This is a genomic window from Nocardioides segetis, assembly GCF_051390595.1.
Lineage (GTDB): Bacteria > Actinomycetota > Actinomycetes > Propionibacteriales > Nocardioidaceae > Nocardioides.
Genome location: NZ_JBNINR010000001.1, coordinates 743,995 through 764,410, shown reverse-complemented (window position 1 = coordinate 764,410; position 20,416 = coordinate 743,995). Strand labels below are relative to the sequence as shown.

The following is a 20,416-nucleotide window of genomic DNA, read 5'->3' as shown; positions in this document are numbered from 1 at the left end:
CGCGGATGAACGTTCCCGCTCACGCCGTCGTCACCGGCGGTGCCGGCTTCCTGGGCTCGTGGCTGTGCGAGCGCCTGCTCGCCGGCGGCGCGAGCGTCGCCTGTGTCGACTCGCTGGTGACCGGCAGCCTCGACAACGTGGCCCACCTGCGCGGCCTGCCGGGCTTCCGATTCGTCGAGGCCGACGTCTCCGCGGGCATCCCGGTGGACGGGCCGGTGGACGCGGTCTTCCATCTGGCGTCCCCCGCCTCCCCGCTGCACTACCAGCGGCTGCCGCTGGAGACCCTGCGGGCCGGCTCGCACGGCACCGGTCACGCGCTCGACCTGGCGGCGCGGCACGGCGCCCGGTTCGTGCTCGCCTCGTCGTCGGAGGTCTACGGCGACCCGGAGCAGCATCCGCAGCGGGAGACCTACCGCGGCCGCGTCGACCCCACCGGCCCCCGCAGCATGTACGACGAGTCCAAGCGCTTCGCCGAGGCGCTCACCGTCGCCCACCGCGACGTGCACGGCACCCGGACGGGGATCGCCCGGATCTTCAACACCTACGGGCCGCGCATGGCCGTCGACGACGGGCGGCTGGTCCCCACCCTGATGGTGCAGGCGCTGACGGGGGAGCCGTTGACGATCGCGGGCGACGGCTCCCAGACCCGGTCGCTGTGCTGGGTGGGCGACCTCGTCGACGGCCTGGTCCGACTCGCCGCGTCCGACGAGTCCGGGCCGGTCAACCTGGGCAGCGACGACGAGCGCTCGGTGCGCGAGGTGGCCGACGTGATCCTCCGGGTGACTGGGTCGAGCTCGCCGGTGCGGCACGTCCCCCGCGCCGAGCAGGATCCGCTGGTCCGCCGACCCGACCTCGCCCGCGCCCGGACGCGGCTGAGCTGGACGCCGACGACGCCCCTGCGCACCGGCCTGGCGCGCACCGCGGCCTGGTACGCCGACCGGCTCGCGGGCGCCGCGGCCACGCCGATGGGTGCCTGATGCGTGTCGCGGTCCTCGGCACCGGCTATCTCGGCGCCACCCACGCGGCCTGCCTGGCGGAAGCGGGGCACGAGGTCGTGGGGATCGACCGCGACGCGGAGCGGATCGCCAGCCTGGCCGGGGGCCGCGCGCCCTTCCTCGAGGAGGGCCTGGAGGAGTCCCTGCGCGCGGGACGCGGGTCCGGCCTGCTGCGCTTCTCCACCGAGCTCGCCGACGCGGCCGGCGCCGAGGTCCACTTCGTCTGCGTGGGCACCTCCGGCCATCCCGCCGACACCCGGTCGGGCGGCATCGACGTGTCGGTCCTGGAGGACCTGGTGACGTCGCTGGCCCGCCTCCTCGACCGTCCCGCCCTGGTCGTGGGCCGGTCGACGGTGCCGGTCGGCACGGCGCGACGGATCCGCGACCTGCTGCGCTCGAAGGCACCGGCCGGCGACGCGGTCGCGCTCGCCTGGAACCCCGAGTTCCTCCGTGAGGGACACGCGATGGCCGACTCCCGCGCTCCCCACCGCCTCGTCGTGGGGACGGTCGACGGAGAGGGCCTGGCGACGCTCCGCGAGGTGTACGCCGACTGGATCCGGCGCGACGTCCCGTTCCTGACGACCGATCTGGAGACCGCGGAGCTGGCCAAGCTCGCCGCGAACGCGATGCTGGCCGTCCGGGTCTCCACGGTGAACGTGCTCGGCGAGATCTGCGAGGCGGCGCACGCCGACGTCGCCTCGCTGACCGAGATCGTCGGCCAGGACCCGCGGATCGGCCGTGACTATCTCGCTCCCGGGCCGGGGTACGGCGGCAGCTGCCTGCCCAAGGACCTGCGCGGCCTGCTGGCCGATGCCCGCGACCTGGGCCTCGACGTGGCGGCCGACTTCCTCGGCGGCGCCGACCGGGTCAACCGGTGGCAGCGCGAGCGGACGGTCCGCCTCGCCGAGGACCTGCTGGGCGGCGCCGGCGGCCACCGGGTCACCGTGCTGGGGACCGCGTTCAAGGCCGGGTCGGACGACGTGCGCGACTCGCCCGCCCTCGACATCGCCGCCCAGCTGGGCGAGCACGGCGCGACCGTCGTGGGCTACGACCCGGTCGCGCCCGCGGCGGGACTGGCGAGCGCCGCCAGCGCCGCCGAGGCGTGCCGCGACGCCGACCTGGTCCTCGTCCTCACCGACTGGCAGGAGTTCGCCGAGCTCGACCCGGTCGCGCTCGGGACGCTGGTGCGGCACCGGCGCGTGGTCGACCCCCGCCGCTGCCTGGACCGATCCCGCTGGGAGTCCGCAGGCTGGACCGTGTGCGCCTGACCGGGTGCGCCTGACCGTGTTCGCCTGACCGGGCGCTCAGTCGAGGAGCGTGTTGCCCTCGTCGCACGCGGTGCAGCTCCACCACTGGACGAGGACGGCCCCGTCCGGGCCACGCGTCTGCGGACCGGGCACGTGCTCCGTCGTGGCGCCGCAGGCCATGCAGGTGAGCAACCGGCCCGGCCGGGCTCCGTGCCGAGGGGCTCGCTCGGCAGCGGGCTCGGGGCCGATCGCGAGCAGAGCGCGGATCTCGGGCCGCATCAGCCGGGCGAGGCTCGGACTCGGACCGGTCACCACCAGGCGGGTGCGCTGGGTGGCCGCCCGGCCCCGGCAGGTGAGCAGGGCCGTGATGCCCGCGCCGTCCATGAAGCGGACCCGCGCGAGGTCGACCGCGACCGTGCGGGGCCGGCTTCGCAGGCAGGCGTTCACCGCCCCCTCGAGCACGACCGTCGTCGTGACGACCAGGTCGCCCTCGACGAGCAGCGTCGCGGTGCCGGGACCGGGCGCGGACGTGACGGAGCATTCGGAGAGCCGGTCGGCCACGTGCATCGCCTGGTTTCCTGATAGTCGAACAACCAAAGGTGGAGACACCGTGAGTGGCGAGACGCGAAGAGCCCCTGGATGTCCTCGACGCTACGCGGCCTCGGCGCAGAAGGCCAGCACTTCCTCCACCGAGATCCGCAGCAGGCGCGGATCCGGCTCCGCGGCGTGCGGATCACCGGTCTCGGTGCCCGTGCCGTGCCACAGCACGCGATGCGGCCCATCGGTCGGCGGCCCCCAGAACGCCGGGGGGATCGGTCCGAAGAGGACGACCGACGGGGTGCGGAACGCCGAGGCCAGATGGGCCGTCCCGGTGTCGCCGCAGACGACCAGGCGGGCGCCGGCGACCAGCGCCGCGAGCTCGGCCAGGTCGGTCCGCCCGGCGAGGAGCGCCGAGGCCGGCAGACCGGCCGCGCGTCGTACGCCGTCGGCGAGGTCGCGCTCGGCCGCGGAGCCGGTCACCACGACGGGGCCGGAGCGGGCCAGGCGGGCGGCGACCCGGGCGAACCGGTCGGGGGGCCACCGACGGCTGCCGGCCGCGGCGCCCGGGTGCACGACGAACGGTCCCGTTCCCGCGGGCACGGCGCCGGCCGGGCGGCGCAGGAGGAGGTCGGCCGGGTCGGCCGGGACGTCGAGCCCCTCGCGCACCAGGCGGCACCAGCGCTCCCGCTCGTGCTCGTCGCGGCGCCAGGCCGGTCCGGACACCCGCTCGCCGGCCCGTCCGGGGCCGGCGAAGGCGAGGAGCCGCCGCGGCTCCAGGGCCTGCAACGGGATCTTGCTGGCCGGCCCGTTGCCGTGCAGGTCGACGGCCAGCTCGGGCGGCGGGCCCGTCCACGGCACCGGGCCGAGGTCGGGGGTGGCGACGACGGCGTCCGCGGCGCCGGCCAGCCCGACGAGCGGGGAGAGCACCGCGGGCGCGGCGAGCCGGACCTCCCAGCCCGGCAGCGCGCGACGCAGCGCCCGGAGCGCGGGCACGCCGGTGAGGAGGTCGCCGAGCCCGAGCGCCCGCAGGACCAGGCACCGGCGCACCCCCGTCACGCCGGTCGTCCCGTCATCCGGCGGCCGCGACGACCCGGTGCACGAGGCCCGTGGTCGAGCGCCCCTCGAGGTAGGGCAGCAGCACCACGGCGCCGCCCCACTCCGCCAGGACCGGCGTCTCGGGGAGGTCGGTCCCGGAGTAGTCCCCGCCCTTGGCCCACACCGCGGGCTCCAGCCGCCGCAACAGGGGCACCGGGGTGTCGTCGTCGAACACCACGACGGCGTCCACACAGTCGAGGGCGGCCAGCACCTGCGCGCGGTCGGCCTCCGGCACCACCGGCCGGGTGTCGCCCTTGAGCCGCCGGACCGAGGCGTCGGAGTTCACGAGGACGACCAGGCAGTCGCCGAGGTCCCGCGCGGCGCGCAGCGTGGCGACGTGGCCGGCATGGAGGAGGTCGAAGCAGCCGCCGGTGGCGACGACGGTGCCGCCACGCGCCCGGACGCGCTCGACGCACCGCACCGCCGCGTCCAGCCCCAGCGCGCCGCTCGGCCGGGTCGGGGACGGCCGCGCGCCGACGCCGCCGGACCGCACGAAGCCCGATGCGGCGGCGACGCCCGCGCCCACCGCCTCGGCGGTCGTGGCACCGTCGGCGAGCGCGAGAGCGACCGTGGCCGCGAAGCAGTCGCCCGCGCCGCAGGGGTCGACCGGACCGGCGTCCCCGGCCGGAGCGGGTACGACGAGCGGCGGGCCGTCCGCGAGCAGGAGCGCGCCCTGGCGGCCGAGGGTGACGGCCACTCCCCCGGCGTCCCAGCGCTCACGCAGCAGGCGCGCCCGCGCGCTCACGGCGCGCAGATCGTCGCCGGCGACCTGGTCGGCCGCGAGCCGCCGGGCCTCGTCGCGGTTGGGGGTGACCAGGTCCAGGCCGGGGAGGGGCGCAGCGCCGCGGGGATGCGGGTCCCACACCACCGGTGCGGCAGTGGCCGCCAGCGCCTCGCGGAGCTCGGGCACCGCGGTGGCGCCCTGTCCGTAGTCGGCGACCAGGACGGCTCCGGCTCCGCGCAGCGCGCGCGTCGCGGCCAGCGGTACCGGTCCGGTGGCGGTGCCGCCGCCCTCGTCGAGCCGGAGCATCGGGCGGCCGTCCTGGCCGAGCACCCGTCGCTTCACGGTCGTCGGGCCGTCCAGGCGCAGCGCGGCGACCTCGACCCCGCGCTCCGCCAGCAGCGCCACGAGGTCACGGCCCCGGTCGTCGTCGGCGACCGGCGTCACGAGGACGACCGGTCGCTCGCCGTACCGGGCCGCGAGGGTGGCGGCGAGGCCCGCGCCACCGGGACGCCTCACCTCGTCGTCGATGTCGAGCACGGGGACCGGGGCGTCGGGCGCGAGCCGGTCGGCGTGGCCGTGGACGTCGATGTCGAGGAGGAGGTCGCCGACGACGACGATCGGCCCGCCGCTCACGACGGACCGCCGCGGACGCCGAGGGTGCGGTCGACGGCGGCGCACAGGACGTGGACCGCGACCAGGTGGAGCTCCTGCACGGTGGCCGGGTAGTCGCACTCCACGGCGCACACCTCGTCGGCGGCGCCGGCGAGCCGGTTGGGCAGCGGCCCGGTCAGCGCCCAGGCGCGGGCGCCGACCGACCGCGCCCGCTCCGCTGCGGCCACGACGTTCGGGCTGCGCCCGCTGGTGGAGAGCAGGATGACGACATCGCCGGGACGCGCGTGCGCCTCGACCTGACGAGCGAAGAGCTCCTCGGGCGGGTAGTCGTTGACGATCGCGGTCAGGCTGGAGGTCTCCGCGCTCAGGCAGATCGCCGACATGGGCGCGTGCTCGTCGCGGAACCGGCCGACGAGCTCGGCCGTGAGGTGCTGGGCCTGGGCGGCGCTGCCGCCGTTGCCGGCGGCGAGGAGGCGACCGCCGCCACGCAGGTGGGTCGCGAGTCGGGTGCCCCACTCGTCGACCACGTCGACGCAGTGGCCGAACGCGGGCAGCGCGTCCGCGAGGCTGGCGAGGTGGGCATGCGCGCAGCGGGTGCCCGACGTCGTGGCGGCGAGGGTCATGATCCGGCCGCCTCGGCGAGGTCGTGGGCCCGCTCCGCGAGGGCGCGGTAGACCGCCTCGGTGCGCTCGACGACGATCGGCCAGTCGAAGAGCTCGACCGCGCGCCGCCGCGCGGCGGCGCCGTACCGTCGTCGGCGGAGGGGGTCGTCGAGCAGTCCGCGAAGCGCCGCGGCCATCGCGTCGGGGTCCTTCGGCGGCACCAGCTCGCCGGTGCCGCCGGGGACGACGGTGTCGCGGTGACCGCCGACGTCGGTGGCGACGACCGGGAGCCCGCAGGCCATCGCCTCCACCGGGACGATGCCGAACGGCTCGTACCAGGCGCCGGTGACCGCGATGTCGCACGTCGGCAGGATCCGGGCCACCTCCTCGGGCGCGACGGCGCCGGTGAAGGTCACCCGGTCCGCGACACCGCAGGCCCGGGCGATCGCGCGCAGTCGGGCGATCTCCGGATCGCCGTCGAGAGCGGAGGCGGACGGTCCGCCCACGACGACCAGCTCGGCGTCGGGGACCCGCGCCAGGGACCGGATGACCGTGTCGTAGCCCTTGCGCGGCACCATCCGGCCGACGGTGACCAGGCGCCGGCCCGGCGGCTGCGTCCCGGCCGGCGTGAAGCCCGCGGTGTCGACGCCGCACGGGATCACGCTGGCATGGCCGGCCGGCATCCCGAGCGCCGCGAGCTCACGGACCTCGTCGGTGGACGTCGCGACGACGTGGTCGACCTCGCCGAGCAGTCGACGCTCGGCGTCGACCCGCCCCGGCGGGCTGGTGTCCGCGGCCCCCTGGTGACGCCGCTTCACGACGCCGAGCGCGTGGAAGGTCTGCACGACCGGCGGGGGTCGCGGCACGTTCCGCGCCGCGCGGACCGCGGCCACACCGCTCATCCAGAAGTGGGCGTGCACCAGGTCGACCGGGTCGGCGCGCCACCTGTCGGCGAGGCCCCCGGCGAGCTCGGCGAGATGCTCGGCGATGCGGTCCTTGGGGATCGGCTCGGGCGGCCCCGCGGCGACGTGGTCGACGAGGTAGCCGTCCGGCGCCTCCACGAGCCGGGGCACGGACGCGTCGTCACGGCGGGTGTGGACCGTGACCTGGTGGCCGCGGCGGGACAGGCCGGCCGCGAGCCGCGCGACATGGACGTTCTGGCCGCCGGCGTCCTCACCTCCCAGCGCGGCGAGCGGGTTCGCGTGCTCGGATACGAGCGAGATCCTCATGAGGCATCCCCTTCCCGGGTGCTGGATCCGGACTCAGGTCGATGGCGGGCCCGGCGAGGCGACGGATCGCGTCGAGCACCTCGCGGGCCGTGACGGAGGCCAGGCACGGGTGGCCCGGCACCGGGCAGCGGGTCGCGCGCGAGCCCGCGCACGGCGCGTCCTCGTCGCCGAGGACCTCCCGCCGCACGCCGTACGGCGCCCACGACGTCGCAGGGACGGTGGGCGCGAACAGCGAGACGACGGGGGTGCCGACGGCGGCGGCCAGGTGGGCCGGGCCGGTGTTGCCGACGACGACCACGGCGGCGTCGCGCAGCACGGCCGCGAGGCCCGCCAGGTCGGTCGCGCCGGCGAGGTCGACGGCCTGCGGCACCCCCGCGACGACGTACGACGTCAGCGGCCGCTCCTCCGCCGTGCCGGTGACGACCACGCCGATCCCCGCGACCGCGAGCTGCCGGGCCACCTCGGCGTAGCCGGCGACGGGCCAGGCGCGGGCCGGCACCGAGGTGCCGGGGTGCAGGACGGCGTAGGGGCGGTCGGGCAGGCCGGGGGGCGGCGCCGGCAGGTCGGGCCGGACCGCCAGGCGGCCGCCGTCGCCGGCGGGCAGGCGGCCCCCGGCGGCGATCGCGAGCCGCAGCTGGGCCTCCGGCTCCGGCACGACGCCGGCGAACGGGAGCCGGAGGTCGAGCAGTGAGCCGGGATAGTCCCGGCTCACCGCCCCGACCCACGGCACCCCTGCCATCCGCAGCACCAGGGCGGTCGGCAGGGACGACTGGTGGAAGGAGGTGAAGACGACCGCCTCGTCGACACCGAGGCCGCCGACCAGGTCGCGCAGGCCGCGCACCCGGTCCGGGTCGACCGGGTCGGGCTCGGGGTCGATCCACGGCGCGCGCCAGCAGACCACCTCGTCCACGCCGGGCAGCAGCCGGGCGGCGGCCGCGCCCCGCGGGCCGCACAGCAGGGTGACCCGGTCGGCGGTCGCGCGGAGCGCGCGGATCGCGGGTCCGGTGACGAGGACGTCTCCGAGACTGTCGAGGCGCACGGCGAGGCGATGGGTCACCAGGCACCTCGCAGGATGAGCTCGGCCGCCTCCCGCAGGTCGGCGGCGACCAGCGGGGCGGCGCAGATCTCGTCGATGCGGGTCTGCGGTGTCGGCACCAGCACGGCGCGGGCTCCGGCCGCCGCGGCGGCGCGGACGTCGGCACCGATGTCGCCGACGACCACGACCCGCCGGGGTTCGACGCCGAGCTCGGCGCAGGCGCGGCGCACCAGGCCCGGAGCGGGCTTGCGGCACTCGCAGCCGTTGCCCGGCGCGTGGGGGCAGACGTAGCAGCCGTCGAGCGGGCCGAGCAGCGCCGCCACCCGGGCGTTGACGGCGCCGACGTCCTCGGCCGCCAGGATGCCCCTGCCGATCCCCGACTGGTTGGTGACCAGCGCGATGCGCACGCCGGCCTCGCGCAGCCGGTCGAGCACCTCGCGGGCGCCCGCGACGGGCCGCACCAGGTCGGGGTCGCCGTTGTAGGGCACGTCGTGCACGAGCGTGCCGTCCCGGTCGAAGAGCACCGCGCTCGGCAGACCCTTCCACGGCTCGGCGTTGCGGTGCCGGATCCGGCCGATCGCGGTGTGGGCGCAGGCCGCGGGCGGGATCGCCACGCTCGTCACCGTCATCCGCAGCACCTCCGGCGTCGTCCGCGGTCCCGGCAGGATGCGCCGGACCGCGAAGTCGGCGGTGCCCGCCAGCCACCCGAGGCCGGCGGCGGCCGCGAGCCGCCGCGATCCGACGGCGAGCGCACCGAGGGCGAGCGCGCCGGAGGCGGTGACGGCCGCGTGGTGGCGCAGCGCGCCGCGCGGTGCCCGTCCGGACCGGCGCCAGTCGCGCCCGTGCAGCCGCCGCATCAGCTGGTCGTCCTGGTTGCCGCGCTGGCGCCGCAGACTGGCCCAGAAGTCGTCCTGTCGCACCGGGTGCAGGGTGCGCCGGTGGCCGTGGACCACCCTCCCCCGCGCCGCCCCGAGGCGCAGCGCGAGATCGGTGTCCTCCCGGAACGCCCGCGGGAAGCGCTCGTCGAAGCCGCCGACACGGTCGAGGGCCGCGCGGCGTACCGACATGTCGGCGGTGATCCACCAGGCGTCGACCAGGCCGAGGGTGGCGCGCTCGTCGTCGGTCGGGCGCCGCCCCTCCGGCGGAGGGACGACGAGCCGGGCCTGGCTGGCGGCGTATCCGCAGGCCTCGGCGTGAGCCAGGTCGTCGAGCAGCGCCTCGGACCACCCCGGTCCCGGGACGACGTCGTCGTCGAGGAAGCTCACCCACGGCGTGCGGGCATGGCGCCAGCCCCGGTTGCGGGCCCGGGCCGGTCCGCCGCCGCCCGAGCGCAGGACCCACAGGTCCAGACGGCCGGTGGGGTCGAGCGTCGACGCGTCGAGGTCCGCTCCCCCGGGCCGGTCGTCCACGACGACCACCGGGAACGTGACCGGCCGCTCCTGGCGCGCCAGCGCGGCGAGCAGCAGCTGCAGGCTCGGCCGCCCGACGGTCGGGATCACGACGGTGGTCACGGACATGACGAGATCGCCTCGCGGCGGACGACGAACGGGCCGATCGCGAGCAGGGAGATCGGCGCGCTGCCGAAGACCTCCAGGGCGTCGCGAGGCGTGTCGACCATCGGCCGGCCCGCCGTGTTGAAGCTCGTGTTGACCAGCACGGGCAGTCCGGTGCGGTGCTCGAACGCCGCGAGCAGCCGGTCGAGCAGCGGCTCGGAGTCGGGATCCACCGTCTGCGCGCGGGCGGTGCCGTCGACATGGACCACGGCGGGGATCCGATCGCGCCAGGCGGGCAGGACGTCGTGGACGAAGAGCATGTACGGCGACGGCAGCGGTCCGCGCGCGAGGATGGCGTCCGCCCGCTCCAGGCGCACCATGGGCGCGACCGGCCGGAACTCCTCGCGCCCCTTGACGTCGTTGAGGCGCTCGACGTTGTGCGCGTGCCCGGGGTGCGCGAGCAGCGACCGGCGGCCGAGCGCGCGGGGTCCGTACTCGCTGCGGCCCTGGAACCAGCCGACGACCCCGTCGTTGGCGAGCACCTCGGCGACCGTGCCGGCGAGGTCCTCGGGACGCTCGAAGCGCAGCCCGGCCGTCGTCAGCGCGTGCTCGATCTCGTCGTCCGTCCAGCCCCGGCCCAGGTCGGCACCGGTCATCGGCGTCACCGGGTCGTCGTGCGCGGCGGCGAGATGGAGCGCGGCCCCGAGAGCGGTGCCGGCGTCGCCGGCCGCGGGCTGCACCCACACGTCGGAGTAGCCGCTGCTCTCGACGAGGCGGGTGTTCGCCACACAGTTGAGCGCGACCCCGCCGGCCAGGGTGAGCCGGCTGCCGCCCGTGCGGGACCGCAGCCAGCGCGCGAGCTCGACGAGGACCTCCTCCAGCCGGGTCTGCAGCGAGGCGGCGAGGTCGGCGTGGTCCGCGGTCCACGGCTCGCCGGCCGCGCGCCGCTTGACCAGCGCGTCCCAGTCGACGCGGTCGACCCGGAAGCCGCCCGCGTCGTCGGCCCGCACGGCAGCGCGCAGCTCGGGCAGGAACCGCGGCTCGCCGTACGACGCGAGCGCCATCACCTTGTACTCGTCACTGCTGCGCACGAAGCCGAGGTGGGCGGTGACGTCCTCGTAGAGCAGGCCGAGGGAGTGCGGCAGCCCCTGACTCGCGTGGACGGTGAGCCGGCCGGCGTCGTACCGGCCGGCGAGATGGCTCCCGCACTCGCCGCGCCCGTCGAGCACGAGCACGTCCGCATCGCCGAACGGCGCGGCGAGCGCGGCGGAGCCGGCGTGCGCGTGGTGATGGGGCACGAAGACGACCGCCGCCGGGTCCAGGCCGGGCAGCTCCTCGGCGAGCATCGCCGGGGCGTGCCACGCGTAGGTCCGGCGCAGGTGGTCCCAGGGATCGTGGATGCCCAGCTCCTCCGGCTCCGTGGTCAGCCCCGGGTCGAAGGAGTAGGCGACCGCGTCGAGGTCGGCGGCGGTGAGACCCGCCGACGCCAGGCACCACCGGGCCGCCTGACCCGGCAGCTCCCAGGCCGCGAACGGGAGGTTCGCGTGGCCGTGCTTGCGGCGGGTGAACCGCTCCTCCTCGGCGGCGGCGACGCACCGGCCGTCGACGACGAGCGCTGCCGCCGGGTCGTGGAAGACCGCGTTGATGCCGAGGATCCGCACCGCTCTCCCTCCTGAGTACGATCCCCGGGCGGTGCCCGGGAAGCGGTTCGACAAACCGGTTCTCGGCGAGGAGAACCGGGGCCCCGCTCCCCCGGATGAACGGCGCCGAACCGGGCACGGCGGAACCCATGCGGGTCCTCCTCTGGCATGTCCACGGGTCGTGGACGACGGCGTTCGTCCAGGGCACCCACGAGTACCTCGTGCCGGTCACGCCCGACCGTGGCGAGGACGGGCGCGGCCGGGCCCGCACCTGGGACTGGCCGGCCTCGGTCCGGGAGGTGACCCCGGCACAGCTCGACGAGGAGGAGGTCGACATCGTCGTGCTGCAGCGACCGCACGAGCTCGCCCTCGCCGCCCGGTGGCTCGGGCGGCGGCCCGGCGTGGACGTGCCCGCGGTCTTCCTGGAGCACAACACCCCGACGGGCGACGTGCCCTGTGCGCGCCACCCCCTCGCCGACCAGCGCGCGATCCCGATCGTGCACGTCACCGGCTTCAACGAGCTGATCTGGGACTGCGGCTCGGCCCGGACGGCCGTCGTCGAGCACGGTGTCGTCGACCCCGGCGAGCGCTACACCGGCGAGATCCCCCGCGCCGCGGTGGTCGTCAACGAGCCGCTGCGGCGCGGGCGCTCCGTCGGCACCGACCTCGTCCAGCGGCTCGCACACACGCAGCCGCTCGACGTGTTCGGGATGGCGGTCGAGGGCCTGGCCACGCCCCGGCACGGCGAGGACGAGCCCGGCATCCGCGGGTACGACGACCTGCCGCAGGCGCGTCTGCACGAGGAGCTGGCGCGCCGCCGCGTCTACCTCCACACCACGCGGTGGACCTCGCTCGGGCTGGCCCTCGTCGAGGCGATGACGCTCGGGATGCCGGTGGTCGCCGTCGCCAGCACGGCCGCCCCGCTCGCCGTCCCCCCGGAGGCGGGCGTGCTCACCTGCCGGCTCGACGGCCTCGCCGACGGCGTCCGGCACTTCCTGCGGGACCCCGAGGCCGCCCGGTTCGCCGGCAAGGCCGCCCGCGCCCACGCGCTCGAGCACTTCGGGCTGACGCGCTTCCTGCGCGCGTGGGACCACCTGCTGCACGACACGACCTCGAGGAGCTGATCCGATGATCGACCGGGACATGTCCGGACGCGTGGCGCTGGTGACCGGAGGCGGCAGCGGACTGGGCCGGGCCACCTGCGTCGCCCTCGCGGAGGCCGGCGCCCACGTCCTGGCCGCGGACATCGCGCTCGCCGGGGCCGAGGCCACGGTGGCGCACGTCCAGGCGGCCGGCGGCAGCGCGGAGGCCGTGCGTCTCGACGTCACCGACCCCGAGCAGGTCGCCACCTGCGTCGGAGCGGCCTTCGAGAAGCACGGCCCCGCGCTCGACTGCCTCGTCAACAACGCCGGCACCGACCGCGGCGCCGACCTCGTCGACATCGACGACGACGCCTGGCACGGCGTGTTCGCCGTCAACGTGCACGGCCCGATGTACCTCAGCCGCGCGTTCGTGCGCTACCGCACCGCGATGTCCGGGGCTCCGTCCACCGCGGGCGCGCCCCGGGAGGTGGCGGACCTGGTCTTCGTGGTGTCGATCAGCGCCCTCACCGTCGGCGCCGGCGCGGCGGCGTACAACGCCTCCAAGGCCGCGCTCGGCAAGTTCGCCGAGATCGTGCAGACCGAGGCGCGCGAGCACGCCTGGCCGATCAGGGTCAGCTCGATCCATCCCGCCGCGATGGCCACGCCGATGATGGACCAGTGGCATCTCCCGCCCGAGCGGATGATGGATCCCGCCATCGTCGCCGACCTGATCCGGCACGCCGTCACGATGCCGCCCGAGGCCGTCCTGCAGAACGCGATCCCGACCCTGCGCAACGAGTACTTCCCGCGCTGACGACGCGTGGGCGCATCCCGCACCCCGACGAGGAGGAACGATGGGAGCCTGCAGCACCTGTGGCAACGACTACGACAAGACGTTCGCGGTGGAGACCGCGGACGGCACGCACCTCACCTTCGACAGCATCGAGTGCGCCGCGCACCTGATCGCGCCCGCGTGCGCGCACTGCGACTGCCGGATCCTCGGGCACGGCATCGAGGCGTCCGGCACGATCTACTGCTGCGCGAACTGCGCGCAGCACTCCGGCGTCGAGGGTGCCCAGGACCGGGTGGCGACGTGACGGCTGCGCATCACAGCTAGCGGATCGCTGACCTCTCCGCCGTGGCGACGGGACTCCGGCCGATGATCACGGCACCGACCGCCAGGCCGGCGACGGCGAGCAGCGCGGTGATCAGGAACGGGTTCCCGCCCCAGGGCGTTGGCGCGAAGCCGAGGCCGACGTAGACGGCGACACCGCCCGCTCCGCCGAGCTGGTCGGCCGCCCGCTGGACGCCGGCGGCGATCCCGGCGTCCCGGTCGGTGGTGCCGCTGACCGCGACGTACTGCAGCCCGACGAGGCCCAGGCCCATCCCGGCGGCGATGAGCAGCATCGCCGGCACCAGCCAGCCCGCGCCGCCGTCGAGCACCGCCACGAGCGCGACCGCCGCCATCGCGGCGGCCGCGGCTCCCAGTCCGGCCAGCACGCAGCGGCGCGCGCCCCATCGGCCCAGCAGCCGGGGCACCGCGACCGAGGCCAGGATCAGCGCCGCGGCCAGCGGGAGCATCGTGAGCCCGGCCGCCAGCGGTCCGATCCCGCGACGATCCTGCAGGTAGAACGTGAACAGCAGGAACGATGTCGACAACGCCCCGCTGAGCAGCATCGTCGTGAGATTCGCCCGGACCCGGTCGCGATGGGCGAAGAAGGCCGGCGGGACCAGCGGGGCGGGCGAGCGCGCCTCGACCCGGACGAAGGCCGCGGCGGCAGCCGCCGCGCCGAGCAGGCTCACCAGGCTCAGCCAGAGGACCGTGCCGGACCCGCCGGCCTCGATCGCGGCGTAGACGAACAGCAGCGGACAGGCGGTCAGCAGCACCGCGCCGGGCAGGTCGGGCCGAGGCCGGTCCCGTGGCGTCGGTCGCGCGGGCTCGACGAGGACCAGCGCGGCCACGACGACCACCGCGATGTGGTCCGGTGGGCGGGATCGGACTGGTGTCGTTCCTTGTTGCCGGTCGTGCTGTGGGGCTGCCCGAGGGCTTCGGGCAGGGTCGTGCAGTCAGGTTGCGGTCCGGTGGGCGGGATCGGACTGGTGTCGTTCCTTGTTGCCGGTCGTGCTGCGGGGGCTGTTCGCTAGCTGCGGTGGGGTGGCCGGGCGGGTTGGGAGAGGCAGCGACGGGGAGGGTCGGGCGGGGGCTGGGTTGGGTTGCCGGCTGCGGTTTTGGCGGCGGTCGAAAGGGCTAGCGTGCGTCGGTGACACGTGCGGCAGGTCGGTGTGGGTCGCTGGCCTGCCGTAGGTGTCACCGGCTCATTTCCCACTGGTCGAGAGGTCTGTTGTCGGTGCTCGGCGAGTGGGTTTCCCTTGTGCACAGGCGGGTTTGCGACGCTCGGGTTGTGTCGTGGGTGGGTGGGAGGATCCGTTCATGGATCTCGGAACCCGTGCCTCGTCGACAGCCTCGCTGCTGTCGCGGCTGAGCGCGGGGATCGAGGCCCGCAACCAGCTCTTCATCGAGGAGTGGGCCGGGATCGTGGAGTGGGCGAGCGACCACGTCATCGCGGGTCCCGAGGGGGTCGCGACCCTCACCGAGGGTTACCTCGACACCGGGGTCCCGATCGCCGGCGCGGGTGCCCCGCTGGTGTCGGAGTTCGCGTTGATGGAGCTCATCGCCGTCCTCGGCCGCACCCCCGACGGCGGAAAGGCGTATGTCGGGCGGGTCATCGAGTGCGCCTGGCGCCTCCCGAACGTGTATGCCGCGGTGGTGGCGGGGCGGTTGGCGCCGTGGCGGGCCGAGCGGATCGCCGACCTCACCCGACGCCTCTCCGCCGACGCGGCGGCGTTCGTGGACCGGCAGCTGTGGGACGCCTCCGGGGTCGGGTGGGCCCAGCTCGAACGACTCGTCACCGAAGCGGTGCTCCGGTTCGACCCCGAACACGCCGAGGCCGAACGACGCAAGGCCGCCGACCACCGGCACTTCGACATTGGTGAGGTCGACGAGCACGGCCTGGTCCACCTCGACGGCGTGCTGGACGCCGCTGACGGGCACGACCTCAACCAAGCGGTCGCCCGGCGTGCCGAGACCCTCGCCAAGCTGGGTGACGACTCGTCGTTGGATGTGCGGCGGTCCAAGGCCGCCGCCGAGCTCGCCCGCCACGACCTCGCGTTGGACCTGTTGATCCCCGACCCCGACACCGGAGAAGTCGTCGACACGGTCCCGGGCCGCAAGGTCGTGCTCAACCTCCACATCACCAACACCACCCTCACCAGCGACAGCCCGGCCGACGACCAGGCGGGCTGGAACCCGGTGGGTCGGTGGGAAGAGGGCCGGTGCCCGGTCACGTCGGCCCAGATCCGCGAATGGCTCCGTGCCCGGCACACCACCGTCATCGTCCGCCCGGTGATCGACCTGGCCGACCATGTCCCCGTCGGGGCCTATGAGATCCCCGGACGCCACAAGACCCGCGTGATCCTGCGCGACCACACCTGCCGGTTCCCCCACTGCACCCGACCCGCACGAGCCTGCGACCTCGACCACGCCCGACCCCACAGCGAGGGCGGTCCGACCTGTCCGTGCAACCTCGTGCCGTTGTGCCGGCGTCACCATCGGGCCAAGACGCACTCGACCTGGCGCTACGACATCCCGACGCCCGCGACCTATGTGTGGACCAGCCCGCACGGTCACCGGTTCCGCGTCGACCACCGCGGCACCCACCCCATCCGGACCGACACCCACCGGTCGAGCGACCCCGACCCACCCGACGAGTAGCCACCCCGCCCCCGCCCCCGCAGGAACCGTTGCCCGCGGGGACTCCGGCATGTCGAGATCCACCGGCGGAGCACCGGCGCGCGACCGCGCCGTCCCGGACGGCGTCGCGTCACCTCGCCTGAGCGACGCCCGCGCCATCCTCCCTCACGTCGGCCGCCGCGAGCCGAGCGCGTGCTGCCGCCGCGCGATGGCAGGACCTACGACAGCCAACAGCGCGCGACAGCGCGGCGCGAGGAACGAGCGACACGCTCGTGCCCTGTCACCTCGGCCATCGCGGGAAGCGACGGCGACGGCGACGGAGCGCAGGAAACAACCGGAGCGGAGGTAGACGAGCCCCTCCGTGCGTCGCCGGTCTTGCCGCCACGCGAACGCGACCACCTACCGGACTCGACCGCGGCGCGGCAGCGTGGCGCACGCGCGAAGCGCGTCGTGCGACGCCCGCGGGCCGAGCGCAGCGAGCGCCCGGGCGGCGAGCACGACATGCGACACGCTCGCGCCCGTCACCTCGGCCATCGCGGGAAGCGACGGCGACGGAGCGCAGGAAACAACCGGAGCGGAGGTAGACGAGCCCCCTCCGTGCGTCGCCGGTCTTGCCGCCACGCGAACGCGACCACCTACCGGACTCGACCGCGCGCGCGGCAGCGTGGCGCACGCGCGAAGCGCGTCGTGCGACGCCCGCGGGCCGAGCGCAGCGAGCGCCCGGGCGGCGAGCACGACATGCGACACGCTCGCGCCATTCGACTCAGTGGTGGCGGAGGGCGTCGATCAGCTCGTCCTTCTTCATCGACGAGCGTCCGTCGATATCCAGCTCCCGGGCTCGCTTGCGCAGCTTGTCCACGGTCCAGTCCTCGTAGTCGCCGACCTTGCCGCCGCGGCGGCCGACCTTGCTGGCGCCCTCGGAGGCCATGGCGTTGGAGATCCGGGCGGCCTTCTCCTTGCTGGCGCCGTCCTTGCGGATCTCCTCGTAGGCGTCCGGGTTCTTGATGCCGGGTCCGTGCTTCTTGCCGGGCATGTCTGCTCCTCCGATCGTCCTCGTTCTCTCCGTCGCCCGATCTCCGGGCCGCTCGAGCCCGCGGTCGGGCGAGGTGGTTCGTCCCGGCGTTACCCGCGCAGCGGGGAGAGAGACGTGCCGGCGCCGATCCGGACCTCGTCGGCCTCGTGGTCGATCTCGACGCCGGGGCCGAGGTCGACCACGCGGGCGTGGCGGTGCAGCCAGCGGACGACGGCGGCCACGGCCGCCGGTCCGGGCTCGCCGCTGCGGTCGTAGCCGAACAGCGCGCCCGGCCGCCCCGGGCCGACCACGAGCGCGGCGACGCGGTGCTCGCCGGAGCCGCCGGGGGTGCCGGTCATCCGCAGGTCGAGGACCTTCGAGCGCCGGGGCAGCGCGTCGCACCGGACGGGAAGCCCGAGGAGGCCGCCGACCCGGCACCGGCGGGGGTCCGCCGCGCGGTCGTGCTCCATCCGGTGCAGCAGGCCGTGCGCCGGCTCCGCGAGCCTGACGTCGCTGCCGACGTCCTCGACGAGGTCGAAGTCGACGACCAGGGGCAGCTCCTGGTCGGCGGCCGCCTCCCGCACCAGCCGGTGCGCGCGGGCGAGCCCGCCGCCGACCCGCCGGCCGAAGCGGGGCAGCAGCGCCGGGAGTCCCAGCAACAGCGCGGTCGGCACGAGGGATCCGTCGTCGTCGACGAGGAGCTCGACGTCGTCGACCTTGCCGACGAGGCGGTCGTCGGCCCCGATGACCTGCCGGTCGAGCAGGTGCAGCCCGACGTCGTAGCCCTCGCGCTCCGCCAGTGACGCCATCAGCCCTGTCCCATCGACGTGACGACCATGAGGGGGATCGCGGCGAGCGCCGCGATCGTGATCACGACGAGGTAGACCACGCCGAGAGTGTTGGCGAGCGGGCCGTTGACGTGCTCGCCCAGATAGTCGGGGTCGTTGGCCACGACGAGGATCGGGAAGTAGGTCAACGGCAACGCGATCGCGGAGAAGACCACCGAGATCTCGGTGACCATGATCGGGTCGACGCCGGTGAGCAGCACGCCGGCGGCGATGACGGTCGCGACCAGCAGGATGATGTGGAAGCCGGCCGCCTCGCGTGGCCGGACGTACTTGCCCCACTGGAACCCGAAGTACTGCGCGAGGCTGTAGCCCGTCGACAGCCCCGTCTCGCAGGCGGCGCCGAAGGTGGCCGCGAAGAAGCCGAGCACGACGACCGCGAGCCCGATCTTGCCGAGGCCGACGGCCACGGGCAGGCCCACCTGTCCCAACGTCTCGACGGCGATGCCCGCCGGCAGGAACACCGTGGCGGCGCACGCCGCGATGGCCACGGAGAGCACGCCGCCGAGAGGGAACCCGATGAACACGTTGGCGCGCATCACGCCGATGTCCTTCGTGGTCCAGCGCTCCTCGACGCCGCCGCTGGAGAAGAAGAAGACCTCGTAGGGGGTCATCGCGGCACCGAAAAGCGCGACGCCGAAGAAGGCGTACGTCGCCCAGCTCTCGGCGCCCGGCTTCTCCGCCGGTGACAGCCCCGCCGCGAGCTCGCCCCAGTCGGGGCCGAGCTGCCACAGGGCCACCGCGAAGCCGATCAGGGCCAGGCCCAGGAGCCCGAGCACGTTCTCGATCGCCGAGAACCGGGCGCGCCACAGCACGATCCACACGGCGACGGCCACGAACGGCACGATCAGCAGGTGGTGGACCGACGAGACAAGCTGCAGCGCGAGCGCCACGCCGCCGATCTCGGCGATGAAGGTCAGCAGCGTGACCAGCATCGAGCCGATCAGGTTCAAGAAGCCCATCCGCGGCCCGAGGCGCTCGCGGACGAGGTCGAAGGTCGCGCGATGGCTGACGGCGGCGATCCGCCCCGACATCTCGGCGAACACGCAGATGCCGACCACGCCGACCAGGACGACCCAGACCAGCGAGGTCCCGAAGCGGGCCCCGACCTGGGCGTTGGTCACGAGGTCGCCGATGTCGACGAAGCCGCCGATGGCGGTCAGGATGCCGAGGAGGACCGCGAAGTAGCGCTTCACGGCGCAGCCCGCCTCAGCTCGTCGGCGAGACCGTCGAGCTCGTCGAGGAGCGCCCGGTCGTCGTACTCGCCGTCGACGGCGTGCGCCCGCGCCTCGCGGACCAGGTCGGCCGCCCGACCGAGCAGGTCGAGGACGGCGGCGGCGGCGTCCGCCCGCCCCGCGGGCACCTGGACGCGTGCCAGATCCTCCTCGGCCTTCGCCGCCGCCTCCTCGGCCCGGGCCACCAGCACGGTCGTGTACGCCGGCCAGGTGCGCTCCTCGGCCGCCGACTCCAGCGCGAGGCGGGCGGTGCCCACCTGGCTCCCGGCGTCGGTGAGCGCCTGCTCGGCCTGGTCGTCCCAGGCGGCGGTGTCCGGCTGCCCGACCATGCCGCACGCGGTCAGCAGGAGGAGAAGGAGAAGCGGACCGGCGACGAGGACCGCGACGACGGCCGGTCGCTGCGAACGCTTCACCGCGCGCGGCCCCGCCAGGGGACCACGGCCCACATCAGGGTGAAGGCGAGCGCGACCGCCGCCGCGGCGACCAGGGCGGCCATCGGGCCGAGGACGATGTCGAAGACGAGGAGCACCACGGCCGTGGACACCGCGGCCAGGCCGACCAGACCGGCGAGTGCGCACCGCTGGGCCGCGGCGACGATCCACTCTCGTCGTCCCTGCCGGAACAGGACGCGGTGGTAGCAGACCGGGGCCACGATCACCAGCGTGGTGAGCACGGCGCCGACCAGGATGCCGAGGTAGATCCGCTGCTGTCCCTCGGTCAGCTCCGTGAACCGCTCGGTGAACGGCACGGTGAGCAGGAAGCCGGTGAGGATCTGCACGCCGGTCTGCATCACCCGCAGCTCCTGGAGCAGCTCGCTGAGGTTGCGGGTGATCTGCTGCGGTGGCCTGCCCGCGTGCGCCCCGGCCGGTGCCCCGGTCACGCCCGGTCCTCCTCCACGTCCTGAGCGTGCGGATACGCCTCGTCGGGGTCGACGGCCTCGCCGTCCTCGGTCAGCGGAACCTCCGGGTCACGGTCGGGCACGTGGTAGTCCTCCACGCCCGACCGGTCGCTCTCGGGGACCGGGCGCTGCTCGGGGTCCACCGGTTCGTCCGGCTCCTGTGGCCGCTCGGGGTTCACGGGGTCGGGGATGGTCATCGGTCCTCCTGGTCCTGGTCTCCGGTCCGGGCGTCGGGCCCGGTCGCTCCCTCCTGGACGTCGTCGTCGGTCGGGTGGCCCGCCACGGCGTCCCCCGGGGACTCCGCCGTGCCGGCGTCGTCGAGACTGCCCACCTCGGACAGCTCGCCGTCGGATGTCTGACGCGGTCGCTTCTCCATGCCG

At 75.2% G+C, this 20,416-nt stretch carries 22 protein-coding genes; 6 read left to right on the top strand and 16 right to left on the bottom strand.

The window, feature by feature from the left end:
- The first annotated feature begins 5 nt into the window (after window positions 1-5).
- Together ACPZVR_RS03495 and ACPZVR_RS03490 are read left to right on the top strand one after the other, a co-directional pair.
- The gene (locus ACPZVR_RS03495; protein WP_436698175.1) at window positions 6-977 is read left to right on the top strand and encodes an NAD-dependent epimerase/dehydratase family protein; all 972 of its coding nucleotides are present in this window, start codon (window positions 6-8) and stop codon (window positions 975-977) included.
- Window positions 977-2,263, top strand: coding sequence for a UDP-glucose dehydrogenase family protein (locus tag ACPZVR_RS03490; RefSeq protein ID WP_436698174.1), 1,287 nt, complete (start codon window positions 977-979; stop codon window positions 2,261-2,263). The genes ACPZVR_RS03495 and ACPZVR_RS03490 overlap by 1 nt, the downstream gene beginning before the upstream one ends.
- 36 nt (window positions 2,264-2,299) lie before the next feature.
- Here ACPZVR_RS03490 and ACPZVR_RS03485 read toward each other — a convergent pair whose 3' ends face one another.
- From ACPZVR_RS03485 to ACPZVR_RS03450, 8 genes are all read right to left on the bottom strand, one after another.
- Window positions 2,300-2,809, bottom strand: a complete 510-nt coding sequence (locus ACPZVR_RS03485) for an STAS domain-containing protein (protein WP_436698173.1) — start codon at window positions 2,807-2,809, stop codon at window positions 2,300-2,302.
- A gap of 84 nt (window positions 2,810-2,893) precedes the next feature.
- On the bottom strand, window positions 2,894-3,838 hold the full coding sequence (locus ACPZVR_RS03480; protein WP_436698172.1) for a glycosyltransferase family 9 protein: 945 nt from the start codon (window positions 3,836-3,838) through the stop codon (window positions 2,894-2,896).
- A gap of 13 nt (window positions 3,839-3,851) precedes the next feature.
- Complete coding sequence (gene rfaE2, locus ACPZVR_RS03475; protein WP_436698171.1) at window positions 3,852-5,234, bottom strand: D-glycero-beta-D-manno-heptose 1-phosphate adenylyltransferase; 1,383 nt, start codon at window positions 5,232-5,234, stop codon at window positions 3,852-3,854.
- The gene (locus ACPZVR_RS03470; RefSeq protein ID WP_436698170.1) at window positions 5,231-5,836 is read right to left on the bottom strand and encodes a D-sedoheptulose-7-phosphate isomerase; all 606 of its coding nucleotides are present in this window, start codon (window positions 5,834-5,836) and stop codon (window positions 5,231-5,233) included. The genes rfaE2 and ACPZVR_RS03470 overlap by 4 nt, the downstream gene beginning before the upstream one ends.
- A complete protein-coding gene (locus tag ACPZVR_RS03465; protein WP_436698169.1) occupies window positions 5,833-7,044 on the bottom strand; it encodes a glycosyltransferase in 1,212 nt (403 codons plus the stop codon). The genes ACPZVR_RS03470 and ACPZVR_RS03465 overlap by 4 nt, the downstream gene beginning before the upstream one ends.
- Entirely contained in the window at window positions 6,989-8,101 is a 1,113-nt protein-coding gene (locus ACPZVR_RS03460) for a glycosyltransferase family 9 protein (protein WP_436698168.1), read from the bottom strand. Before ACPZVR_RS03460 ends, ACPZVR_RS03465 begins: the two co-directional genes overlap by 56 nt.
- The gene (locus ACPZVR_RS03455) at window positions 8,098-9,597 is read right to left on the bottom strand and encodes an HAD-IIIA family hydrolase (RefSeq protein ID WP_436698167.1); all 1,500 of its coding nucleotides are present in this window, start codon (window positions 9,595-9,597) and stop codon (window positions 8,098-8,100) included. Before ACPZVR_RS03455 ends, ACPZVR_RS03460 begins: the two co-directional genes overlap by 4 nt.
- Window positions 9,588-11,234, bottom strand: coding sequence for a carbamoyltransferase family protein (locus ACPZVR_RS03450; protein ID WP_436698166.1), 1,647 nt, complete (start codon window positions 11,232-11,234; stop codon window positions 9,588-9,590). Before ACPZVR_RS03450 ends, ACPZVR_RS03455 begins: the two co-directional genes overlap by 10 nt.
- A 128-nt stretch (window positions 11,235-11,362) precedes the next feature.
- Between ACPZVR_RS03450 and ACPZVR_RS03445 the strand changes: the two genes are divergently transcribed.
- The 3 genes from ACPZVR_RS03445 to ACPZVR_RS03435 are packed head-to-tail and all read left to right on the top strand — an operon-like array spanning window position 11,363 to window position 13,392.
- Window positions 11,363-12,337: a glycosyltransferase gene (locus ACPZVR_RS03445; protein ID WP_436698165.1), complete on the top strand. Its 975-nt coding sequence runs from the start codon at window positions 11,363-11,365 to the stop codon at window positions 12,335-12,337.
- 4 nt (window positions 12,338-12,341) lie between these two features.
- Entirely contained in the window at window positions 12,342-13,109 is a 768-nt protein-coding gene (locus tag ACPZVR_RS03440; RefSeq protein ID WP_436698164.1) for an SDR family NAD(P)-dependent oxidoreductase, read from the top strand.
- 40 nt (window positions 13,110-13,149) lie between these two features.
- Window positions 13,150-13,392: a metallothionein gene (locus ACPZVR_RS03435; protein WP_436698163.1), complete on the top strand. Its 243-nt coding sequence runs from the start codon at window positions 13,150-13,152 to the stop codon at window positions 13,390-13,392.
- A 16-nt stretch (window positions 13,393-13,408) separates the two neighbouring features.
- Here ACPZVR_RS03435 and ACPZVR_RS03430 read toward each other — a convergent pair whose 3' ends face one another.
- Entirely contained in the window at window positions 13,409-14,257 is an 849-nt protein-coding gene (locus tag ACPZVR_RS03430) for an MFS transporter (protein WP_436698162.1), read from the bottom strand.
- A gap of 469 nt (window positions 14,258-14,726) precedes the next feature.
- Here ACPZVR_RS03430 and ACPZVR_RS03425 point away from each other — a divergent pair, with 469 nt between their 5' ends.
- Window positions 14,727-16,067 carry an HNH endonuclease signature motif containing protein gene (locus ACPZVR_RS03425; RefSeq protein ID WP_436698161.1) on the top strand — a complete coding sequence of 447 codons (1,341 nt, stop codon included), beginning with the start codon at window positions 14,727-14,729 and terminating at the stop codon, window positions 16,065-16,067.
- A gap of 742 nt (window positions 16,068-16,809) precedes the next feature.
- Here ACPZVR_RS03425 and ACPZVR_RS03420 read toward each other — a convergent pair.
- The 7 genes from ACPZVR_RS03420 to ACPZVR_RS03390 form a co-directional block, all read right to left on the bottom strand.
- Entirely contained in the window at window positions 16,810-17,079 is a 270-nt protein-coding gene (locus ACPZVR_RS03420; protein WP_436698160.1) for a DUF7218 family protein, read from the bottom strand.
- Between the two features lie 89 nt (window positions 17,080-17,168).
- Window positions 17,169-17,867 carry a hypothetical protein gene (locus ACPZVR_RS03415; protein WP_436698159.1) on the bottom strand — a complete coding sequence of 233 codons (699 nt, stop codon included), beginning with the start codon at window positions 17,865-17,867 and terminating at the stop codon, window positions 17,169-17,171.
- Window positions 17,867-19,099, bottom strand: a complete 1,233-nt coding sequence (locus tag ACPZVR_RS03410; protein WP_436698158.1) for an NRAMP family divalent metal transporter — start codon at window positions 19,097-19,099, stop codon at window positions 17,867-17,869. The genes ACPZVR_RS03415 and ACPZVR_RS03410 overlap by 1 nt, the downstream gene beginning before the upstream one ends.
- Window positions 19,096-19,551, bottom strand: coding sequence for a hypothetical protein (locus ACPZVR_RS03405; protein ID WP_436698156.1), 456 nt, complete (start codon window positions 19,549-19,551; stop codon window positions 19,096-19,098). The genes ACPZVR_RS03410 and ACPZVR_RS03405 overlap by 4 nt, the downstream gene beginning before the upstream one ends.
- The gene (locus tag ACPZVR_RS03400; RefSeq protein WP_436698155.1) at window positions 19,548-20,018 is read right to left on the bottom strand and encodes a DUF6328 family protein; all 471 of its coding nucleotides are present in this window, start codon (window positions 20,016-20,018) and stop codon (window positions 19,548-19,550) included. The genes ACPZVR_RS03405 and ACPZVR_RS03400 overlap by 4 nt, the downstream gene beginning before the upstream one ends.
- Window positions 20,015-20,233 carry a hypothetical protein gene (locus tag ACPZVR_RS03395; RefSeq protein ID WP_436698154.1) on the bottom strand — a complete coding sequence of 73 codons (219 nt, stop codon included), beginning with the start codon at window positions 20,231-20,233 and terminating at the stop codon, window positions 20,015-20,017. The genes ACPZVR_RS03400 and ACPZVR_RS03395 overlap by 4 nt, the downstream gene beginning before the upstream one ends.
- Window positions 20,230-20,412 (bottom strand): hypothetical protein, encoded by a 183-nt coding sequence (locus ACPZVR_RS03390; RefSeq protein WP_436698153.1) that lies wholly within the window; start codon window positions 20,410-20,412, stop codon window positions 20,230-20,232. Before ACPZVR_RS03390 ends, ACPZVR_RS03395 begins: the two co-directional genes overlap by 4 nt.
- Window positions 20,413-20,416: the final 4 nt, after the last annotated feature.

Excerpts from the sequence above, each read along its gene's own strand:
- ACPZVR_RS03490 (WP_436698174.1), top strand. The coding sequence starts at position 977 with ATGCGTGTCGCGGTCCTCGGCACCGGCTATCTCGGCGCCACCCACGCG.
- ACPZVR_RS03435 (WP_436698163.1), top strand. The coding sequence starts at position 13,150 with ATGGGAGCCTGCAGCACCTGTGGCAACGACTACGACAAGACGTTCGCG.
- ACPZVR_RS03440 (WP_436698164.1), top strand. The coding sequence starts at position 12,342 with ATGATCGACCGGGACATGTCCGGACGCGTGGCGCTGGTGACCGGAGGC.
- ACPZVR_RS03390 (WP_436698153.1), bottom strand. The coding sequence starts at position 20,412 with ATGGAGAAGCGACCGCGTCAGACATCCGACGGCGAGCTGTCCGAGGTG.
- ACPZVR_RS03395 (WP_436698154.1), bottom strand. The coding sequence starts at position 20,233 with ATGACCATCCCCGACCCCGTGAACCCCGAGCGGCCACAGGAGCCGGAC.
- ACPZVR_RS03445 (WP_436698165.1), top strand. The coding sequence starts at position 11,363 with ATGCGGGTCCTCCTCTGGCATGTCCACGGGTCGTGGACGACGGCGTTC.
- ACPZVR_RS03455 (WP_436698167.1), bottom strand. The coding sequence starts at position 9,597 with ATGTCCGTGACCACCGTCGTGATCCCGACCGTCGGGCGGCCGAGCCTG.
- ACPZVR_RS03420 (WP_436698160.1), bottom strand. The coding sequence starts at position 17,079 with ATGCCCGGCAAGAAGCACGGACCCGGCATCAAGAACCCGGACGCCTAC.
- ACPZVR_RS03470 (WP_436698170.1), bottom strand. The coding sequence starts at position 5,836 with ATGACCCTCGCCGCCACGACGTCGGGCACCCGCTGCGCGCATGCCCAC.
- ACPZVR_RS03415 (WP_436698159.1), bottom strand. The coding sequence starts at position 17,867 with ATGGCGTCACTGGCGGAGCGCGAGGGCTACGACGTCGGGCTGCACCTG.
- ACPZVR_RS03425 (WP_436698161.1), top strand. The coding sequence starts at position 14,727 with ATGGATCTCGGAACCCGTGCCTCGTCGACAGCCTCGCTGCTGTCGCGG.
- ACPZVR_RS03465 (WP_436698169.1), bottom strand. The coding sequence starts at position 7,044 with ATGAGGATCTCGCTCGTATCCGAGCACGCGAACCCGCTCGCCGCGCTG.
- ACPZVR_RS03495 (WP_436698175.1), top strand. The coding sequence starts at position 6 with ATGAACGTTCCCGCTCACGCCGTCGTCACCGGCGGTGCCGGCTTCCTG.
- ACPZVR_RS03485 (WP_436698173.1), bottom strand. The coding sequence starts at position 2,809 with ATGCACGTGGCCGACCGGCTCTCCGAATGCTCCGTCACGTCCGCGCCC.